This is a genomic window from Billgrantia hypersalina (assembly GCF_052584175.1).
Genome location: NZ_JBMIQI010000011.1, coordinates 714,901 through 729,708, shown reverse-complemented (window position 1 = coordinate 729,708; position 14,808 = coordinate 714,901). Strand labels below are relative to the sequence as shown.

The 14,808-nt window shown below is 64.0% G+C and carries 13 protein-coding genes; 8 read left to right on the top strand and 5 right to left on the bottom strand.

Going from position 1 to position 14,808, the window contains the following annotated elements; all coding sequences use genetic code 11:
- Nucleotides 1-4: 4 nt before the first annotated feature.
- Both ACOJCM_RS10605 and ACOJCM_RS10600 read left to right on the top strand, forming a co-directional pair.
- Nucleotides 5-1,864: an ABC transporter ATP-binding protein gene (locus tag ACOJCM_RS10605; protein ID WP_445212021.1), complete on the top strand. Its 1,860-nt coding sequence runs from the start codon at nucleotides 5-7 to the stop codon at nucleotides 1,862-1,864.
- A gap of 310 nt (nucleotides 1,865-2,174) precedes the next feature.
- Nucleotides 2,175-2,447, top strand: a complete 273-nt coding sequence (locus tag ACOJCM_RS10600; protein ID WP_445212020.1) for a hypothetical protein — start codon at nucleotides 2,175-2,177, stop codon at nucleotides 2,445-2,447.
- Nucleotides 2,448-2,494: 47 nt separating this feature from the next.
- Here the strand turns inward: ACOJCM_RS10600 and ACOJCM_RS10595 are convergent, their stop codons facing one another.
- Nucleotides 2,495-4,126, bottom strand: a complete 1,632-nt coding sequence (locus ACOJCM_RS10595) for a L,D-transpeptidase family protein (protein ID WP_445212019.1) — start codon at nucleotides 4,124-4,126, stop codon at nucleotides 2,495-2,497.
- Nucleotides 4,127-4,293: 167 nt separating this feature from the next.
- Here ACOJCM_RS10595 and ACOJCM_RS10590 point away from each other — a divergent pair, with 167 nt between their 5' ends.
- Nucleotides 4,294-5,031, top strand: coding sequence for a murein L,D-transpeptidase catalytic domain family protein (locus ACOJCM_RS10590; RefSeq protein WP_445212018.1), 738 nt, complete (start codon nucleotides 4,294-4,296; stop codon nucleotides 5,029-5,031).
- A gap of 294 nt (nucleotides 5,032-5,325) precedes the next feature.
- Nucleotides 5,326-6,678, top strand: a complete 1,353-nt coding sequence (locus ACOJCM_RS10585; RefSeq protein ID WP_445212017.1) for an MFS transporter — start codon at nucleotides 5,326-5,328, stop codon at nucleotides 6,676-6,678.
- Nucleotides 6,679-6,732: 54 nt separating this feature from the next.
- Here the strand turns inward: ACOJCM_RS10585 and ACOJCM_RS10580 are convergent, their stop codons facing one another.
- The 4 genes from ACOJCM_RS10580 to ACOJCM_RS10565 all read right to left on the bottom strand — a co-directional run bounded on the left by ACOJCM_RS10580 (nucleotide 6,733) and on the right by ACOJCM_RS10565 (nucleotide 11,490).
- Nucleotides 6,733-7,110, bottom strand: a complete 378-nt coding sequence (locus tag ACOJCM_RS10580; RefSeq protein ID WP_445212016.1) for an AtuA-related protein — start codon at nucleotides 7,108-7,110, stop codon at nucleotides 6,733-6,735.
- Entirely contained in the window at nucleotides 7,097-8,500 is a 1,404-nt protein-coding gene (locus tag ACOJCM_RS10575; RefSeq protein WP_445212015.1) for an acyclic terpene utilization AtuA family protein, read from the bottom strand. The genes ACOJCM_RS10580 and ACOJCM_RS10575 overlap by 14 nt, the downstream gene beginning before the upstream one ends.
- Complete coding sequence (locus ACOJCM_RS10570; protein ID WP_445212014.1) at nucleotides 8,497-10,407, bottom strand: TRAP transporter permease; 1,911 nt, start codon at nucleotides 10,405-10,407, stop codon at nucleotides 8,497-8,499. The genes ACOJCM_RS10575 and ACOJCM_RS10570 overlap by 4 nt, the downstream gene beginning before the upstream one ends.
- A 111-nt stretch (nucleotides 10,408-10,518) precedes the next feature.
- On the bottom strand, nucleotides 10,519-11,490 hold the full coding sequence (locus ACOJCM_RS10565) for a TAXI family TRAP transporter solute-binding subunit (RefSeq protein WP_445212013.1): 972 nt from the start codon (nucleotides 11,488-11,490) through the stop codon (nucleotides 10,519-10,521).
- A gap of 133 nt (nucleotides 11,491-11,623) precedes the next feature.
- Here ACOJCM_RS10565 and ACOJCM_RS10560 point away from each other — a divergent pair, with 133 nt between their 5' ends.
- The 4 genes from ACOJCM_RS10560 to ACOJCM_RS10545 all read left to right on the top strand — a co-directional run bounded on the left by ACOJCM_RS10560 (nucleotide 11,624) and on the right by ACOJCM_RS10545 (nucleotide 14,781).
- A complete protein-coding gene (locus ACOJCM_RS10560) occupies nucleotides 11,624-12,553 on the top strand; it encodes a LysR substrate-binding domain-containing protein (RefSeq protein WP_445212012.1) in 930 nt (309 codons plus the stop codon).
- Nucleotides 12,554-12,602: 49 nt separating this feature from the next.
- On the top strand, nucleotides 12,603-13,718 hold the full coding sequence (locus ACOJCM_RS10555) for a histone deacetylase family protein (protein ID WP_445212011.1): 1,116 nt from the start codon (nucleotides 12,603-12,605) through the stop codon (nucleotides 13,716-13,718).
- 94 nt (nucleotides 13,719-13,812) lie between these two features.
- A complete protein-coding gene (locus ACOJCM_RS10550; protein WP_445212010.1) occupies nucleotides 13,813-14,238 on the top strand; it encodes a GFA family protein in 426 nt (141 codons plus the stop codon).
- 57 nt (nucleotides 14,239-14,295) lie between these two features.
- Nucleotides 14,296-14,781: a peroxiredoxin gene (locus ACOJCM_RS10545; protein WP_445212009.1), complete on the top strand. Its 486-nt coding sequence runs from the start codon at nucleotides 14,296-14,298 to the stop codon at nucleotides 14,779-14,781.
- Nucleotides 14,782-14,808: the final 27 nt, after the last annotated feature.

Below are 14,808 nucleotides of genomic sequence, written 5' to 3'. Positions count from 1 at the left end.
ATCCATGCCACGCGCCTCTCCTGCCCAACCTTCGCCCTACGGTAGCCGCCTGGCCGCCTTCTTCGGCGTATTCCGCTACAGCCACCGCGCGCTGGTGCTGGTGTGGCAGACCTCCCGCGCCCTCACACTGGGGCTTGCGCTATGCACGCTTGTGGCCGGCGTGCTGCCCGCCGTGGCCGCCTGGATCGGCCAACTGATCGTCGACGCCGTGGTCGAGGCCATGACGTATCACCGGGAAAGTGGCAGCACGCCAACCTTCGCCAGCCTCTGGCCGGTGTTGCGCTACGTACTGGCGGAAGCCGGAGTGATCGCTGCCATTGCCCTGGCCCAGCGCGGTCTCTCGGCACAGCAATCGCTGCTGCGTGCGCTGCTCGGGCAGAAGGTCAACGTCATGATACTGGAAAAGGCCGGCACCCTTTCGCTCGGCCAGTTCGAGGATTCCGAGTTCTACGACAAGCTGACTCGGGCCCGGCGCGAAGCGTCGACCCGTCCGCTGGGGCTGGTCAACAAGACGTTCTCGCTGCTCCAGAACGCCATTTCGCTGGCGAGCTTCGGCGTGCTGCTGGTGCAATTCTCCCCCTGGGCGATTCTGATCCTGGTGATCGGTGCCCTACCGGTATTCGTCTCAGAAGCCAAGTTCTCCGGCGATGCCTTCCGCCTGTTCCGCTGGCGCTCGCCCCAGACTCGCATGCAGATCTACTTGGAAACGGTGCTGGCCCGTGAAGACAGCATCAAGGAGGTCAAGCTGTTCGGGCTGGAACCACTGCTGCTCGACCGCTACCGGCGCATCTTCGACACCCTTTTCGGCGAGGACCGACGCCTGACGATTCGCCGCGAAACCTGGGGCTTCCTGCTCGGCCTGCTGGGCACGTTGGCTTTCTATGGTGCCTATGCCTGGGTGATCGTGGAAACCATCGGGGGCACGCTGACCCTGGGCGAGATGACGATGTACCTGATGGTGTTCAAGCAGGGCCAGGCAGCCCTGTCGGCAAGCCTGACCGCCATCAGCGGCATGTACGAGGACAACCTCTACCTGTCGAACCTCTACGAATACCTGGAGCAGCCGGTGGCCGCCGAACGGGGCAGCCTGACGGAAGGCGCCTCGCCCGGGGACGGTATACGCTTCGAGAGCGTGGGCTTCACCTACCCCGGCGCCGACGAGCCGGCCCTGCGCGATATCTCGCTGCACCTGACCCCAGGACATAGCCTCGCCCTGGTGGGCGCCAACGGCTCGGGCAAGACCACCCTGATCAAGCTGCTGACCCGCCTCTACGCGCCCAGCAGCGGGCGCATCCTGCTAGACGGCAGTGATCTGCGGGAATGGGACCTGGCCACCCTGCGACGGCGCATCGGCGTGATCTTCCAGGACTTCGTGCGCTACCAGCTCAAGGTGGGCGAAAACCTGGGGGCCGGCGACGTCGAAGCCTTCGGCGACGAGGCGCGCTGGCAACAGGCCGCCGAGCGCGGCCTGGCCGACGACTTCATCCGCACCATGCCCGGCGGCTACCACACCCAGCTGGGACGCTGGTTCAAGGGCGGCCAGGAACTCTCCGGCGGCCAATGGCAGAAGATCGCCCTGGCGCGGGCCTACATGCGCGAAAGCGCCGACATCGTGGTGCTGGACGAGCCTACCGCTGCCATGGACGCCGCTGCGGAAGCGGCCGTCTATGCTGACTTTCGCGAGCACCGGCGCGACAAGATGACCATCCTCATCTCGCACCGCTTCTCCACGGTGCGCGCCGCCGACCAGATCCTGGTGATCGACGGCGGCGTAGTGATCGAGCGCGGCGACCATGACAGCCTGATGGCCCTGAACGGCCGCTATGCGAGGCTGTTCCGACTGCAGGCCGAAGGGTATCGCTGAAAACCCTCTCCATCGGTTGACGCTTGTTGAGCGGTTGTCTATAAGAAAAGAGTCGCATCGCCGATGCGGCACATTACCCAACCGAGACGCGTTCCTCATGCGCTGGCTATCGCAAGGCAACAAGGCAAATTGGCAACATCGCGGATTCAATAACGCGATGCGCACCCGTTTGCTGCTGCCGTGGGCCGGCCGTCGAAACGACGACACCTGAATGACGCTGGCCGCGGCACTTGTCGCGGCCAAGCCTGGATCTCTATTTTCTCGCCCGTCGCGCACAAGTTCCCGGCCTCCCCTCAAGGAGACCGAGATCATGGCTGTATTACGCACCACCCGTCGCCTGCTTCGCGCCGTAGGCACCCACTATGCCAACCGTCGTCGCGACGCCTCCCTACGCGACTGCGACCCGCGCATGCTCAAGGATGTCGGCCTGCGCTGGGAGCGCGGCACGCTGGTGCCGGTTAACCCGGAGCGCTTCGCCAACATGCCGCATGCGAAAGCGACGGACGATAAGTCCCGCCCCTCATCCGCCGATTCGGCGTTGATCGACGGGCTCTGTCCCCACTGCGGGGGCAGGCTGACGTAGCCCAAGCCCCGGCCACAGGACGTGGCCGGGGCTTGCCCCTCGCTGGATCACAGCGCCAGCGGTCGATCGAGTGCTTCCAGCAGGGCGCCGTCGCGCTCGTAGATATCAGGGCGGAACGAGAGTTCGCCGTCGTCGCCGGGATTCACCGTCCAGTAGTGGATGATGACCGGCATGCGATTGGCCAGGCGCACGTTCTGTGTCTCGTCGCTTTCTATCCGCCGCTCGAGATCCTGGCCGCTGCGGGTGTCGTCGAACAGCAGTTGGCCCAGCTCGCGAATGTTCTCCACGCGAATGCAACCGGAGCTGAAGGCACGTTGTTCGCGAGAAAAGAGACTCTGGGACGGCGTATCGTGGAGATAGACCATGTGATCGTTGGGAAAGCGAATCACCAGACGTCCTAGTGCATTCTGCGGCCCCGGCGCCTGGCGCAGGACGATGTTGCCGGGGTTGTCCCAGTCGACTTCCCACGGATCGAGGGGCGTACCCGACGGACTCAACACCTGGATCCGCTCGCGCCACAGATAGCCCAGATCCTGCCGAATTCGAGGCAGCACATCCTCGCGCTTGATGGTGGGCGGGATCGTCCAGGTGGGATTCACCGTCATGTGGGTGATTTCCGAACGTAGCGAGGGCGTGCGCCGATAAGGCTGGCCCACCACGATGCGCGACCGCCATACGTCGCCATTAGGGCGAAAATAGCTGAGACGATAGCCGGCGATATCAACCAGCACGAAGGCATCCGGCAAGCCGTGCAACAGCCAGCGGGCGCGTTCCAGGTTGAGACGGATCTGATCGATACGCTGCTCCACCGGCACGTTGAGTGCTGCCAGGGTCTGGCGCCCCACGACGCCATCCGGCTCCAGCAGATGTCGACGCTGAAAGCGCTTTACCGCCGCCTCGAGGCTGGCGTCGTAGCGACGCGGGTCTGGCGCCTCGAGTTCCCCCCCAGGGAAGATGTCGTTATCGGCGACCAGGATCTCGAGCTCGCCGATGACCGCCAGACGCTCACGCAACAGCGGGACATCATCGTCGACGTCACCCGGGCGTAGCGCCCCCTCTCGTGCCGGTAGGTCCGGCCACCCGCCCAGCTTCTCGATGTTGCGATAGCGCGCCAATCCCGAGCGCAGCCGCTGGTAGGGGACGAAATCCGGCCGCACCTCGCCGATCAGCGCCTCGAAGCGCTGTTGATCCACGGCAGCGGAGACTGCCGCCAGAGAGAAATCGGGAGGCGCCACCGGCACTTCCCAGCCGGTATCGAGTGATTCGGGGTCGACCTTGCCGCGCTGCAAATGATCGAGCGCCTTCAGCAGTATTCGAGTGGCAAACAGGTCGTACTCGGCCTGCGCCTCGAGATCGGTGCCGTCCTCGTAGGCAGTACGGTGCCGCCCCCTCAACGCATCCGGACGATAATCCCGAAGATGGAGCCCATCGCTTTCGAGGGTACGCAGCGCTGACGTGAACGTCGCCACGGCGTCGGCATCCTGCCATGCCGGACGAAAGTCACGCAGCGCATAGAAGGCCTGTATTCGTGGCGCTTCCGAAGCCACCTGACGGGCCAGCTCTCCCGCCAACCCTGGCTCGTCTTTCCATGCCTTTGCCGCCTCACCCTGCTCCGCCCAAGCCAGTGGCACGAGGCCAAGCCACATCATCAACACTCCCATCCATGTAATAACTCGCATCTATGGCTCCTGCTCCGTTGATGACTGGTCTGGCCTTCCTGGCCATGCCCTTCATAATAGTGCCTGACATACGGCTGAAAGCCAGCCGGGTCCGCTAACCCGTTTACGTTTACCTGTTCCGCGCGCCGCCACTGTCGCATGCGGAGCCATTTATCAGGCTATACCCGATGCGCTTTCTCTCGACCCTGCGACTTCCGCTCGCGACCCTGGCCGCCTCCCTGCTCGCCGCGCTTCCCGCCACGCAGCCTACCGCGCAAGCCAACGACTTCCTGGCTCAGGTGGGGCTCTCGCAGCCGCTCCCCATCGCGCTGAGCCAGACCCTGGTCCGGCTCGCGCCGTCTGCCGACCCTCGCGTGCTGGAGCTTGCCGCCAGCGCCCTGGCCTGCGCCGAGCCCGATGCCGAACGGCTGGCGGTGATCGACTTCTCGCGCCCCTCGAGCGAGCCGCGCCTATGGGTCTTCGATCTGTCCCAGGATAAGCTTCTGTTCGAGGAGCTGGTGTCCCACGGCCGCGGCTCGGGCGACGCCGAGGCCACGGTCTTCTCCAATACGCCCGAGAGCCACCAATCGAGCCTAGGGCTGTTTCGCACCATGAACAGCTACTACGGCAGCAATGGCTACTCGCTGCGCCTGGAGGGGCTGGAAGCCGGCGTCAACGATCTCGCTTACCAGCGCGCCATCGTGATTCACGGCGCCGACTACGTCAGCGAAGCGTTCGTGCAGCAGACCGGCCGGCTGGGGCGCAGCCACGGTTGCCCAGCCGTGCGACAGGAAGTGACCTATCCGCTGATCGACAGCATCAAGGAGGAGCACTACCTGTTCGCCTACTACCCCGATCCTGAGTGGCTGGAAAGCTCCGCTTTCCTGCGCTGCGACCGTACGGCTACCCAACTGGCCATGCACTGACTCCAGTCACTCACGAGGCGCCCTCCTGCGGCACCAGCAGGGGGCAGTTCCCTTCCGCACCGCACCATCCATGATGCACGCCTCGCCACGCAAGTCGCCGGCTTCAGCGCACCTTATCCCATAAGTCGCTGTAAATCCTACGAGTGATGGATTCTGGCAAACCGGTTGCATGACATGAGTCAATGCCGGGTAGGCGTGGACCAGGCTTCTCAGGGGAGCACGAGTGCGTCAGACCTGACCTTCAACGGAGAAGGGCGAACTTACGTATCGGCAATCCGTACGAGGTCATAGCCCATGGACATTCGCAACAAGGCGAACCGTATTCGCCTCCTGAACCTGCGCTCACCGCAGATGCGCGCCTTCCACTTCTCCTGGTTCGCCTTCCACCTCTGCTTCTTCGGCTGGTTCGGCATCGCCCCGCTGATGGCGGTCGTGCGTGACGACCTGGGGCTGACCAAGACCCAGATCGGCAATACCATCATCGCTTCGGTGGCGATCACCATCCTGGTACGCCTGGTCATGGGCCTGCTCTGCGACCGCATCGGGCCGCGCAAGGCCTATACCTGGCTGCTGTGCCTGGGGTCGCTGCCGGTCATGGGCATCGGTCTGGCCTCGAGTTTCGAGACCTTCTTCCTGGCGCGCCTGGCCATCGGCGCCATCGGCGCCTCTTTCGTCATCACCCAGTACCACACCTCGGTGATGTTCGCGCCAAACGTGGTCGGCACCGCCAACGCCACCTCGGCCGGCTGGGGCAACCTGGGCGGGGGCACGACGCAGATCCTGATGCCGCTGATCTTCTCCGGCATCCTCATGCTCGGCGTCAACGAGGCGCTGGGATGGCGCCTGGCGATGATGGTGCCCGGCGTGGTGCTTTTCTTCGCCGGCATCGCCTATTACCGGTTCACCCAGGACGCCCCCGACGGCAACTTCGACGAGTTGCGCGTTCGTGGGGAGTTGCCCGAGGCCAACGGCGAGCACGGCATGGGCGCAAGCTTCAAGGCCGCGGCCAAGGACGTGCGCGTATGGGCGCTGTTCGTGGTCTATGCCGCCTGCTTCGGCGTCGAGTTGACCATCAACAACATCGCCGCGATCTACTTCTTCGACAATTTCGACCTGACCCTGGCCACCGCAGGCATGATTGCCGGCCTGTTCGGGCTGATGAACATTTTCGCGCGCACCCTGGGCGGCGTGTTCTCCGACCTGTTCGCGCGCAACGGCGGGCTCAAGGGACGCGTGCGCTGGCTGTTCATCGCCATGCTCTGCGAAGGCGTTGCGCTGATGTTCTTCTCGCAGATGCACGTGTTGACGCTGGCCATCGGCATCATGCTGGTATTCAGCCTGTTCGTGCAGATGGCCGAGGGGGCCACCTTCGGCGTGGTGCCATTCATCAACAAGAAGGCACTGGGCGCGGTGGCCGGCATCGTCGGCGCCGGCGGCAACGCCGGGGCCGTGGCGGCCGGCTTCCTGTTCCGTTCGGAGTCGCTGAGCTACCAGCAGGGATTGTTCTATCTCGGTATCGCCGTGATCATCGCCTCACTGTGCGCTCTGGTCGTACGCTTCTCACCCGAGGTCGAAGCCGAGGAGGCCAAGGCCTATACCGACGCCGTGGGGGAAGATACCGGCGCCGGTGCGCTGGGCTTGCGCTGAGGTAATGCCCAGGTTCCCACGTTGCTTTCATGGGAGCCTGGGCCACCAGCACGTTCAGCGGCTCATTAAGGTCTTCTTTAGAGTTACGCTCATGCTGAGCAACAGGAAGGAGAGCGTCTTGCCGTGACCATCCAGGTTGAGCGCCCCGTTGACGCCACCCTGGAGCACGTCGTCAATCACAAGATTCATGCCGGTAAGCCCCGGCACGAGATAGCGACGAACGCTGGTGGCCCCTCGGTGGGCGAACAACGCCAGCACCCGTTCCTCAGTGACCTGTTCGATCAGCACCTCATAGTGGAGCGGGTCATAGGCGAACAGCGCCAGGTTGAGGCGGTTTCCCTTGTCGCCGGCGCGAGCATGAGCCAGGCGATGCAGCGGCACCTCCTCGCCAGTGAAAGAAGTGGCGACAGCATTCGTTTCACGATGCGACATGTCCGACTCCCCTCACGCTGAACGTGTTCGTGTCGAGCAGCGTGGCGAAGGCTTCCACGTCGCTGCGTTTCACCAGGTAAGACGCTGTTAACACCCGCCGCTGGAAGTGTCGGCGTACCCCGCCACCGCCAGCCGGACCGGCGCAGTAGAGCGCCAGCAGCTCCTGAGTTGCACGCTCCACCCAGCGCCGCTCGGCATGCTCGACCGCCAGGCGCAGACGGTAGTCGCTTCCAGCCGCCTTCATGTCCGAACGCTGCAAATCACCGGCATCACTGTCGAAGACGCTGGCATGGCCGATGATGTCGAGTCGCGAACGCAGCTCCGGCGGAGCGCGAAATGTCAGCCGCTCGCGCAGCACCTCGGCGGCCAGCTGCGCCCTCGCTAGGGCATTGGGCCCCGCATATGAAATCTCCGCCTCGCCCTGCCAACCACCCTCGTAGCAGACGGTGGTCTTGAGCCGCTGCGGTGCCGGCTTACCACGGATGCCGGTCACCGCCACCCGGTCGGGACCGACCTCGCGGACGCTCACCGAGGAGAGATCCACCACCACGTCGGGCGTCAGGTAGTTGGCCGGGTCGTGTACCTCGTAGAGCAGCTGCTCCTTGACCGTGCGCTCCGTGACCATGCCCCCGGTGCCGGCGGGCTTGGTCACGATCAGGCTGCCGTTCTCCTCCACTTCGATGATCGGATAGCCGACCTGCGCCAGGTCAGGCACGTCCTTGCAGCCGGGGTCGGCAAAGTAGCCACCGCTGACCTGGGCGCCGCATTCGCCCAGGTGGCCGGCCATCATGCCGGCAGCCAGCCGATCCCAGTCGTTCCACGCCCAGCCGAAGTGATGCATCAACGGCGCCAGGAACAGTGCCGGGTCGGCCACCCTGCCGCTGACCACCACGTCGGCGCCGAGCCCAAGTGCCTCGACCAGAGGCGCCGCGCCCAGGTAGACATTGGCCGAGATCAACGCCTCCTCACTGGGCAGTTCGCGGTCCTCCGCTTCCCAACGCTGCAGCTCCAACTCGCCCAGGCGGGCACGAATATCGTCGCCATGTACCCGGCCGATGCTGACCTGGCCTCGTGCCGAACCGGCAGCCAGCTCGGACACGACGCGGCAGGCCCCGTCCGGATTAGCCGCGCCGAAATTGCCGAGAATGGCAATGCCGTGCTGCAGGCAATCGTCGAGTACGGGTGCAAGCAATTCTTCCAGCAGCGGCTCATAGCCTGCCGCGGGATCGTCGCGCATGACACGGTGAGCCGCCGCCAGGGTGCGTTCGCCCAGCGTCTCGAAGATCAGCGCCGCAGGCTCGCCACGCCGGATCAATTCGGCGACAACAGGAATCGCCGCATCGGTACGGTCACCGGAGAAGCCGGCCCCGCTGCCCAGCAAAAAGGTCATGTGCGGTTCTCCTTGGCTTGTGCGACGCCCCGATTGGACGTGGAGACGTTCGACGTTGAGCGTCGTGCATGCAGATTCCAGGCATACATGACAACCAACGCCAGCAGAGCTGCAAGGGTGGTGAACCAGCCCGAAATCAACGCCAGGCCGATCACAGCGAGCAACCCGGCCACATCGAGGGCTCGGCTGGCGGTAATCGCCACCCGCGACATCAACGTGGCGAAAGCCAAAACGAATACCACGCCCTGACAGCTCGCCAGCACAATATCGAAACTGCTGCCGAAACCTGCCAATGCCGGATAGATCAATAGCAGGAAGGGGATCACGTAGATGGCCGCCGCCAGGCGCACGGCCTCGCCCGCCGAAGGCAGCCAGTGGGTCTGGGCAATGCCCGAGGCGACGAATACCGCCACGCACACCGGCGGCGTGATAACCGACAGGGTGGCGAAATAGAAGACGAACAGATGAGCGATTAGCGGCTCGATACCGATCTTGGTCAATGCCGGGGCCAACACCGAGGCGACCAGCACATAGGCGGCCGTGGTAGGAATGCCCATGCCCAGAATCAGGCACACGCCCCCCACGATCAGCGCGACCAGGAACAGCGACTCGCCGCCGAGGCTGACAATCAGCCCCGCCAGGGTGACACCGATGCCGGTGAGGCCGATCATTGCCACCAGGATCTGCGCACCGGCGAGCAGTACGCCGATGATCACCATACCCTTACCGGCATCCATCAACCCCGACAGCAGCTTGCCGGCGATCGTGCGCAGCGGCAGACGCGCCAGCAAGGCAAAAGGCACAAAGGTCAGCACCGTCATCAGGATGCCATAGAAGGCAGCGGTCTGGATCGAACGCCCCAGCGCCACCCCGGTGAACAGCCCGCCCAAGGCACCGAGAATCGGAACCAGGCGTTCGGCGCGCAGGATCGATATCCAGTCGGGCATCTCTTCGTCCGGAACCACCTGTAGGCCACGCCGCTTGGCGATCAAGTGTATGGTCACGAACACGCCCAGGTAGAACAATACCGCCGGCAGTAGCGCCGCCGCGGCAATGCGCACGTAACTTTCGCCGATCAGTTCGGCCATGATGAAGGCCGCCGCCCCGAGGATCGGCGGGGCGATCTGGCCGCCGGTCGAGGCCACCGACTCCACTCCGGCGGCCAGCGGCGCAGGATAGTGCAAGCGCTTCATCATGGGGATGGTGAAATTGCCGGTGGTCGCGACATTGGCCACTGCACTGCCGCTGACCATGCCGAACAGCCCCGAGGCCACCGTGGCGACCTTGGCGGCACCACCGGGCGAGCGCCCACTGATGCGCATCGCCAGATCCATGAAGGTCTGGCCACCACCGGAATGCAGCAGCAAGCTCCCGAACAGCACGAAAGCGGCTATGGTCGTAGCCGCCACGCCGACCAGCATGCCCCAGACGCCGCGGTCACCGAGAAAGATCGTTTCGGTGATGTAGGCCTCGTCGAAGCCGCGATGGCCCAACGCCCCAGGGATAGCGCTACCGAAGTAGGCATATGCCAGCCCCGCCACCACCAGCATCGGGAAGATCACACCGATCGCACGGCGCGAAATCTCGAGGATGGCCACCAGCAGCACGCCAGTCATCAGCATGTCCCGGGGCGTCGCCCAAGGCAGTTCGACCAGGATCCGCTCATAGTTAACGACCACATAGCCGCAGGCCGTTACCACGCCGGCGGCCAAGACCAGGTCGACGGCCAAGCCGAGGGGGCGCCAGCGACGGCCGGCCCCCAACGGGTAGATCACCAGCCCCAGGACCAGCACCAGCGCCAGGAAGATACCGCGCTGGACCAGGCTGTCGAAGGCTCCGGTCGCCGAGGTATAGAGAATGAAGGCGCCCAACGTCAGGGCCAGCGCCTTGGTCAGGTGCTCGCGCATGTTTTCCAGCCTCCCGGCCGAGCTAGTGCTAGCCACCTGTCGGGCTTGACCGATCGCCGCGCGAGAAGCAAGTTCGCAGCCGATCCACATCAAGTCCGCCAGGTCGCTTGGTCAGGGTTGCAGCGCGTCGGGGATATCCACGCCTTGCTCTTCGAAGTAGCGCGCCGCACCGGGATGCAGAGCCACCGTGCCCACCTTCATGGTCATATCGGTGAGATCGGCGTCCTTGATGGCCGAGAAGGCGTTGGCCTGGACTTCCTGGTCCTCCATGGCGGCCTTGACGATCTGGTAGGCGATCTCCTCATCGAGGTCCGGGCTGGCATGCACGGCCACGCCGAAGGCCCAGGTGGTATAAGCGGGAATGCCATCGCCGGCTCCTTCGGGAATGTCGACGACGGCAATATCCTTCATCTCCTCGCGCAGCGTGTCGGCCTGCTCGTCACTCAACGACAGCACACGGATTGGGGTCGAGGTAGAAATATCCATGGTCGAGCCGTCAAGCTTATTGCCCACCCCGGACTTCACGTAACCGGCGACGCGGTCATCCTTGATCGAATCGACCACGTCGCCGGTCGAGCCGCGCACGTAATCGGGAGCGATACCGAGCGCCTCCATCACGGCTTCGGTGGTGCTCTCGGTAGCCGAGCCGGTAATACCCGGATTGAAGCGCACGCCCTCCAAGGCTTCCAGGCTGTCGACCCCCGCGTCCTCGCGCACCACCACGTTCTGCGGTGCCATGGTATAGACCCAAAGCAGCTGGCTTTCTACCGGGCGTCCCTCGAAATCTCCCAACCCTTCGGCGGCCTGATAGCCGGTATTGGTCGTGACCAGGCCGAGGTCGATCTGGCCGCGGCTCATGCGCTTCAGGTTGTCGACGGTAGCGCCGGTCTCGGTGACCGAGGAGCTCACTCCATCGACGTTATCGTTGATGATCTGGTTGAGCGCGACGAAATAGCTGTAATGGCTCGAGGAACTGGAAGTCGAGCCAATCAATAGGCGCTCGTCGGCCTGTAAGCTGGCTACGGAAAGCAGAGTGGCACCGGCCGTCATGGCGGTCAGTAGGGTCTTTGCGATTGGCTTCATCAGTGGCTCCTTGCGCCCAGCGGGCGGGCTTGTTGTTGTCGAGTTGCGTTGGGACTTGGCCCCAAGCAACAGCATGAATCGAGGCATGAATTTTGTATATTGAATACTTTTTAAAATATGTTTTACTTTCTAAATGAAACCCAGCATAAAACAACTACGCGCCTTCGTTGCTGTGGCGCAATCGAGCAGCCTGGCCGAGGCCAGCGAACGCATTCACCTCTCCCAGCCGGCAATTTCCATTGCCCTGCGCAAACTGGAAGAGGCTGTCGGCGGCGCCCTCTTCTCACGCGCAACGCGCCAGCTCAGCTTGACGCCTGAGGGCGAAGCCTTCCTGCCGGTAGCGGTGCGCCTGCTCCACGACTGGTCCGAGGCCTTCGACGATCTCGAGGAACGCTTTTCCAAGCAGCGCGGCAAGGTGACCGTAGCCGCACTACCCACCATGGCGGCGGGGTTGCTGCCCGGCATCATCGCGACCTTTCACGCTCGTTATCCCCGTATCAATCTGAGCCTACACGATGTACTAGCCGATCAAGTCAGCCAACTGGTGCGCGAAGGACGTGCCGATATTGGCCTATCGGTGGCGCCACACGATACCGAGGAGTTGGCCTTCGAGCCGGTGCTGGTTGATCGCTATGTGGTGGTCTGCCCCTACGGGCATCCCATGCTGGAACAGCAAAGCGTGCAGTGGGCTCAGCTGGCCGGGCATGCGTTCATCGGCATCAACCGGCTTTCCAGCTCGCGTCAGGATATCGACCGCATCATGGCCGAAGTGGGCGCCCAGCTGGATATTCTCTGCGACGCCAGCCAGATCGCTACCGTGGGTCGCATGGTCGCCGCCGGCCTCGGCATCAGCGTGTTGCCCCGACTCAGCTTTCGCCAGATCGCCACCGACGGTATCGCGTACCGGCCGCTGTCCGAGCCGGATGTGAGTCGCCCACTGGGGATCATTTTGCGTCATCGCCATCCGCTATCAGCTGCCGCTGCGGCACTACGCACAATGATTCACGAAAACGTACATGAGCCTCATGGTCAGCCTGACGTATCCCCCTCCTCGCAGCATTGACTGAAGCAGCTATGCTGGCAAAGGAGTGGCTTTCCTACAGGAGCAGCGTGTGGCCGAGCGCAACAGCGTTATCGCCTTCTACGACGAGCGCGTTCTGGCTCATCAGCCGGATACCGAGGCGTCTTTCCTGCCGGGACGAATGGATCGCCGCATACGGCAATTACTCTCGTCGCTGAACGACCCATGGAAGTATCCGGAACACGCTGGGCGACTCAACGCCATCCGCCGCCTGCTGGAGCTCGAACCGGTGCCCGGCCTGCGCTTCGAGCGCGGTGCCTCTGCCACGCGGGAACAGTTGGGCCGCGTCCACACCAGCTCCTATCTGGACCACATCTTCGAACTGCGCGGCAAGAACGCCTGGCTCGATGTGGATACGACAGCAGTCTCCGACGGCAGCGTCGATGCCGCCCAGGTGGCCGCCGGCACCGCCATTGCCGCTGTCGAAGCGGTTCTCGAGGGGCGCACGGAGGCCGCCTTCGCCCTGATACGCCCGCCCGGCCATCATGCCGAACCGGTGCGTGCCCGTGGCTTCTGCCTGTTCAACAACGTGGCGGTTGCCGCCGCCCATGCCCAGGCGGCATTAGGCTGTCAGCGTGTGATGATCGTGGATTGGGACGCCCATCACGGCAACGGCACCCAGGACATCTTCCTCGCCGACCCAAGCGTGCTGTTCTTCGACATCCACCGAGCCTCGCCCTTCTATCCGGGGACCGGGCACCTCGAAGAGACCGGCGCGGGCTTGGGGGAAGGCACCACGGTGAACGTTCCCCTGCCGGCGGGTGCCGGCGACCAGGCCTACCTCAAGGCGTTCCAGGAGATCCTCGTGCCCGCCGCCGACTGGTTCCAGCCCGACTTGATCCTGGTGTCGGCGGGTTTCGACCCGCATCCCTTTGACCTCGCTCTCAATGTGTCGTACGAAGGTTTTGCTGCCATGACGGGCATGCTGCAGGACCTGGCTCGACGCCACTGCCAAGGGCGACTGGTCTTCGTGCTGGAAGGCGGCTACCACCTGGTCTCTCTTGCACGCGGGGTCAAGACGGTACTGGACGTGCTGGCCGGCGGGACCATCCCCGAGCCGGGCGTCATCGGCCTGACCGAAGTCGAGGCAGCGGCCCGCTTCCACCGCCAGGCCTTCGTGCCCGATGGTTCCGATTCGTCCACCTGAGCTCCCGCCGGCTGTGATCGTCTTCGAACCGGCGTTTCTCGCCAACGGGGTCTATCCTACGGCTTGATGCGACAACCAACGAGACGGGGAAACCATGATGAAAGACGGTATGAACGCGCGCGGCAGCTGCCTTTGCGGCGCGGTAAAAGTCGCCGTGGCAGTCAACAAGCAGAATGTCGGTGCCTGCCACTGTGACATGTGCCGCACCTGGGGCGGCGGCCCTCTACTGGCCCTGGAGTCGGTCAGTGGGGTCGAGATCGAAGGCGAGGAGAACGTCACGATTTACGCCTCGTCGGACTGGGCCGAGCGCGGCTTCTGCCGACGCTGCGGCACGCATCTCTTCTACCGCCTCAAGGCCGGTGACCACTATGCCATTCCGGTGGGTCTGGTGGACGGCGGCGAAGCGTGGACCTTCGACACCCAGATCTTCATCGACCAGAAGCCGGAGTACTACCGCTTCGCCAACGAAACCCACGACATGACCGGCCAGGAAGTCTTCGACGCCTACCAGGGGAGTTGAGCGGGCCGTCCCCAGACGTAATACTGACCCTCATCGACGATAGACCAGGAGCTGCCAATGCCCATCTCGAAAGGCGACAAGATTCCCGACGTCACCATCAAGACCAACGGCCCCGACGGCCCCGAGGATATCTCCACTGGTGAGCTGTTCGCCGGTAAGCGCGTCGTCCTTTTCGGCGTGCCGGGCGCCTTCACGCCCGGCTGTTCCAATACCCATATGCCAGGTTTCGTGATCAAGGCCGACAAGGTGCTGGAGAAGGCCGACACGCTGGCCTGCGTGGCTGCTAACGATGCCTTCGTGATGCGCGCCTGGCAGAAGGACCAGAACGCTCAGGCCATCATGATGCTGGCCGACGGCAACACCGAATTCATCCGTGCCCTGGGGATGGAGAAGGACGCCAGCGGCGCCGGTATGGGCATACGCAGCCAGCGCTTTGCACTGATCGCCGAGGACGGCGTGGTGACCTATGTCGGCGTCGACACCGAGCGCGGCGTGGTCGACAAAAGCAGCGTCGATACCATCCTGGCCCATCTCGGGGACTGATAGGCCACCCTAAAGCTTCCTCCCGTT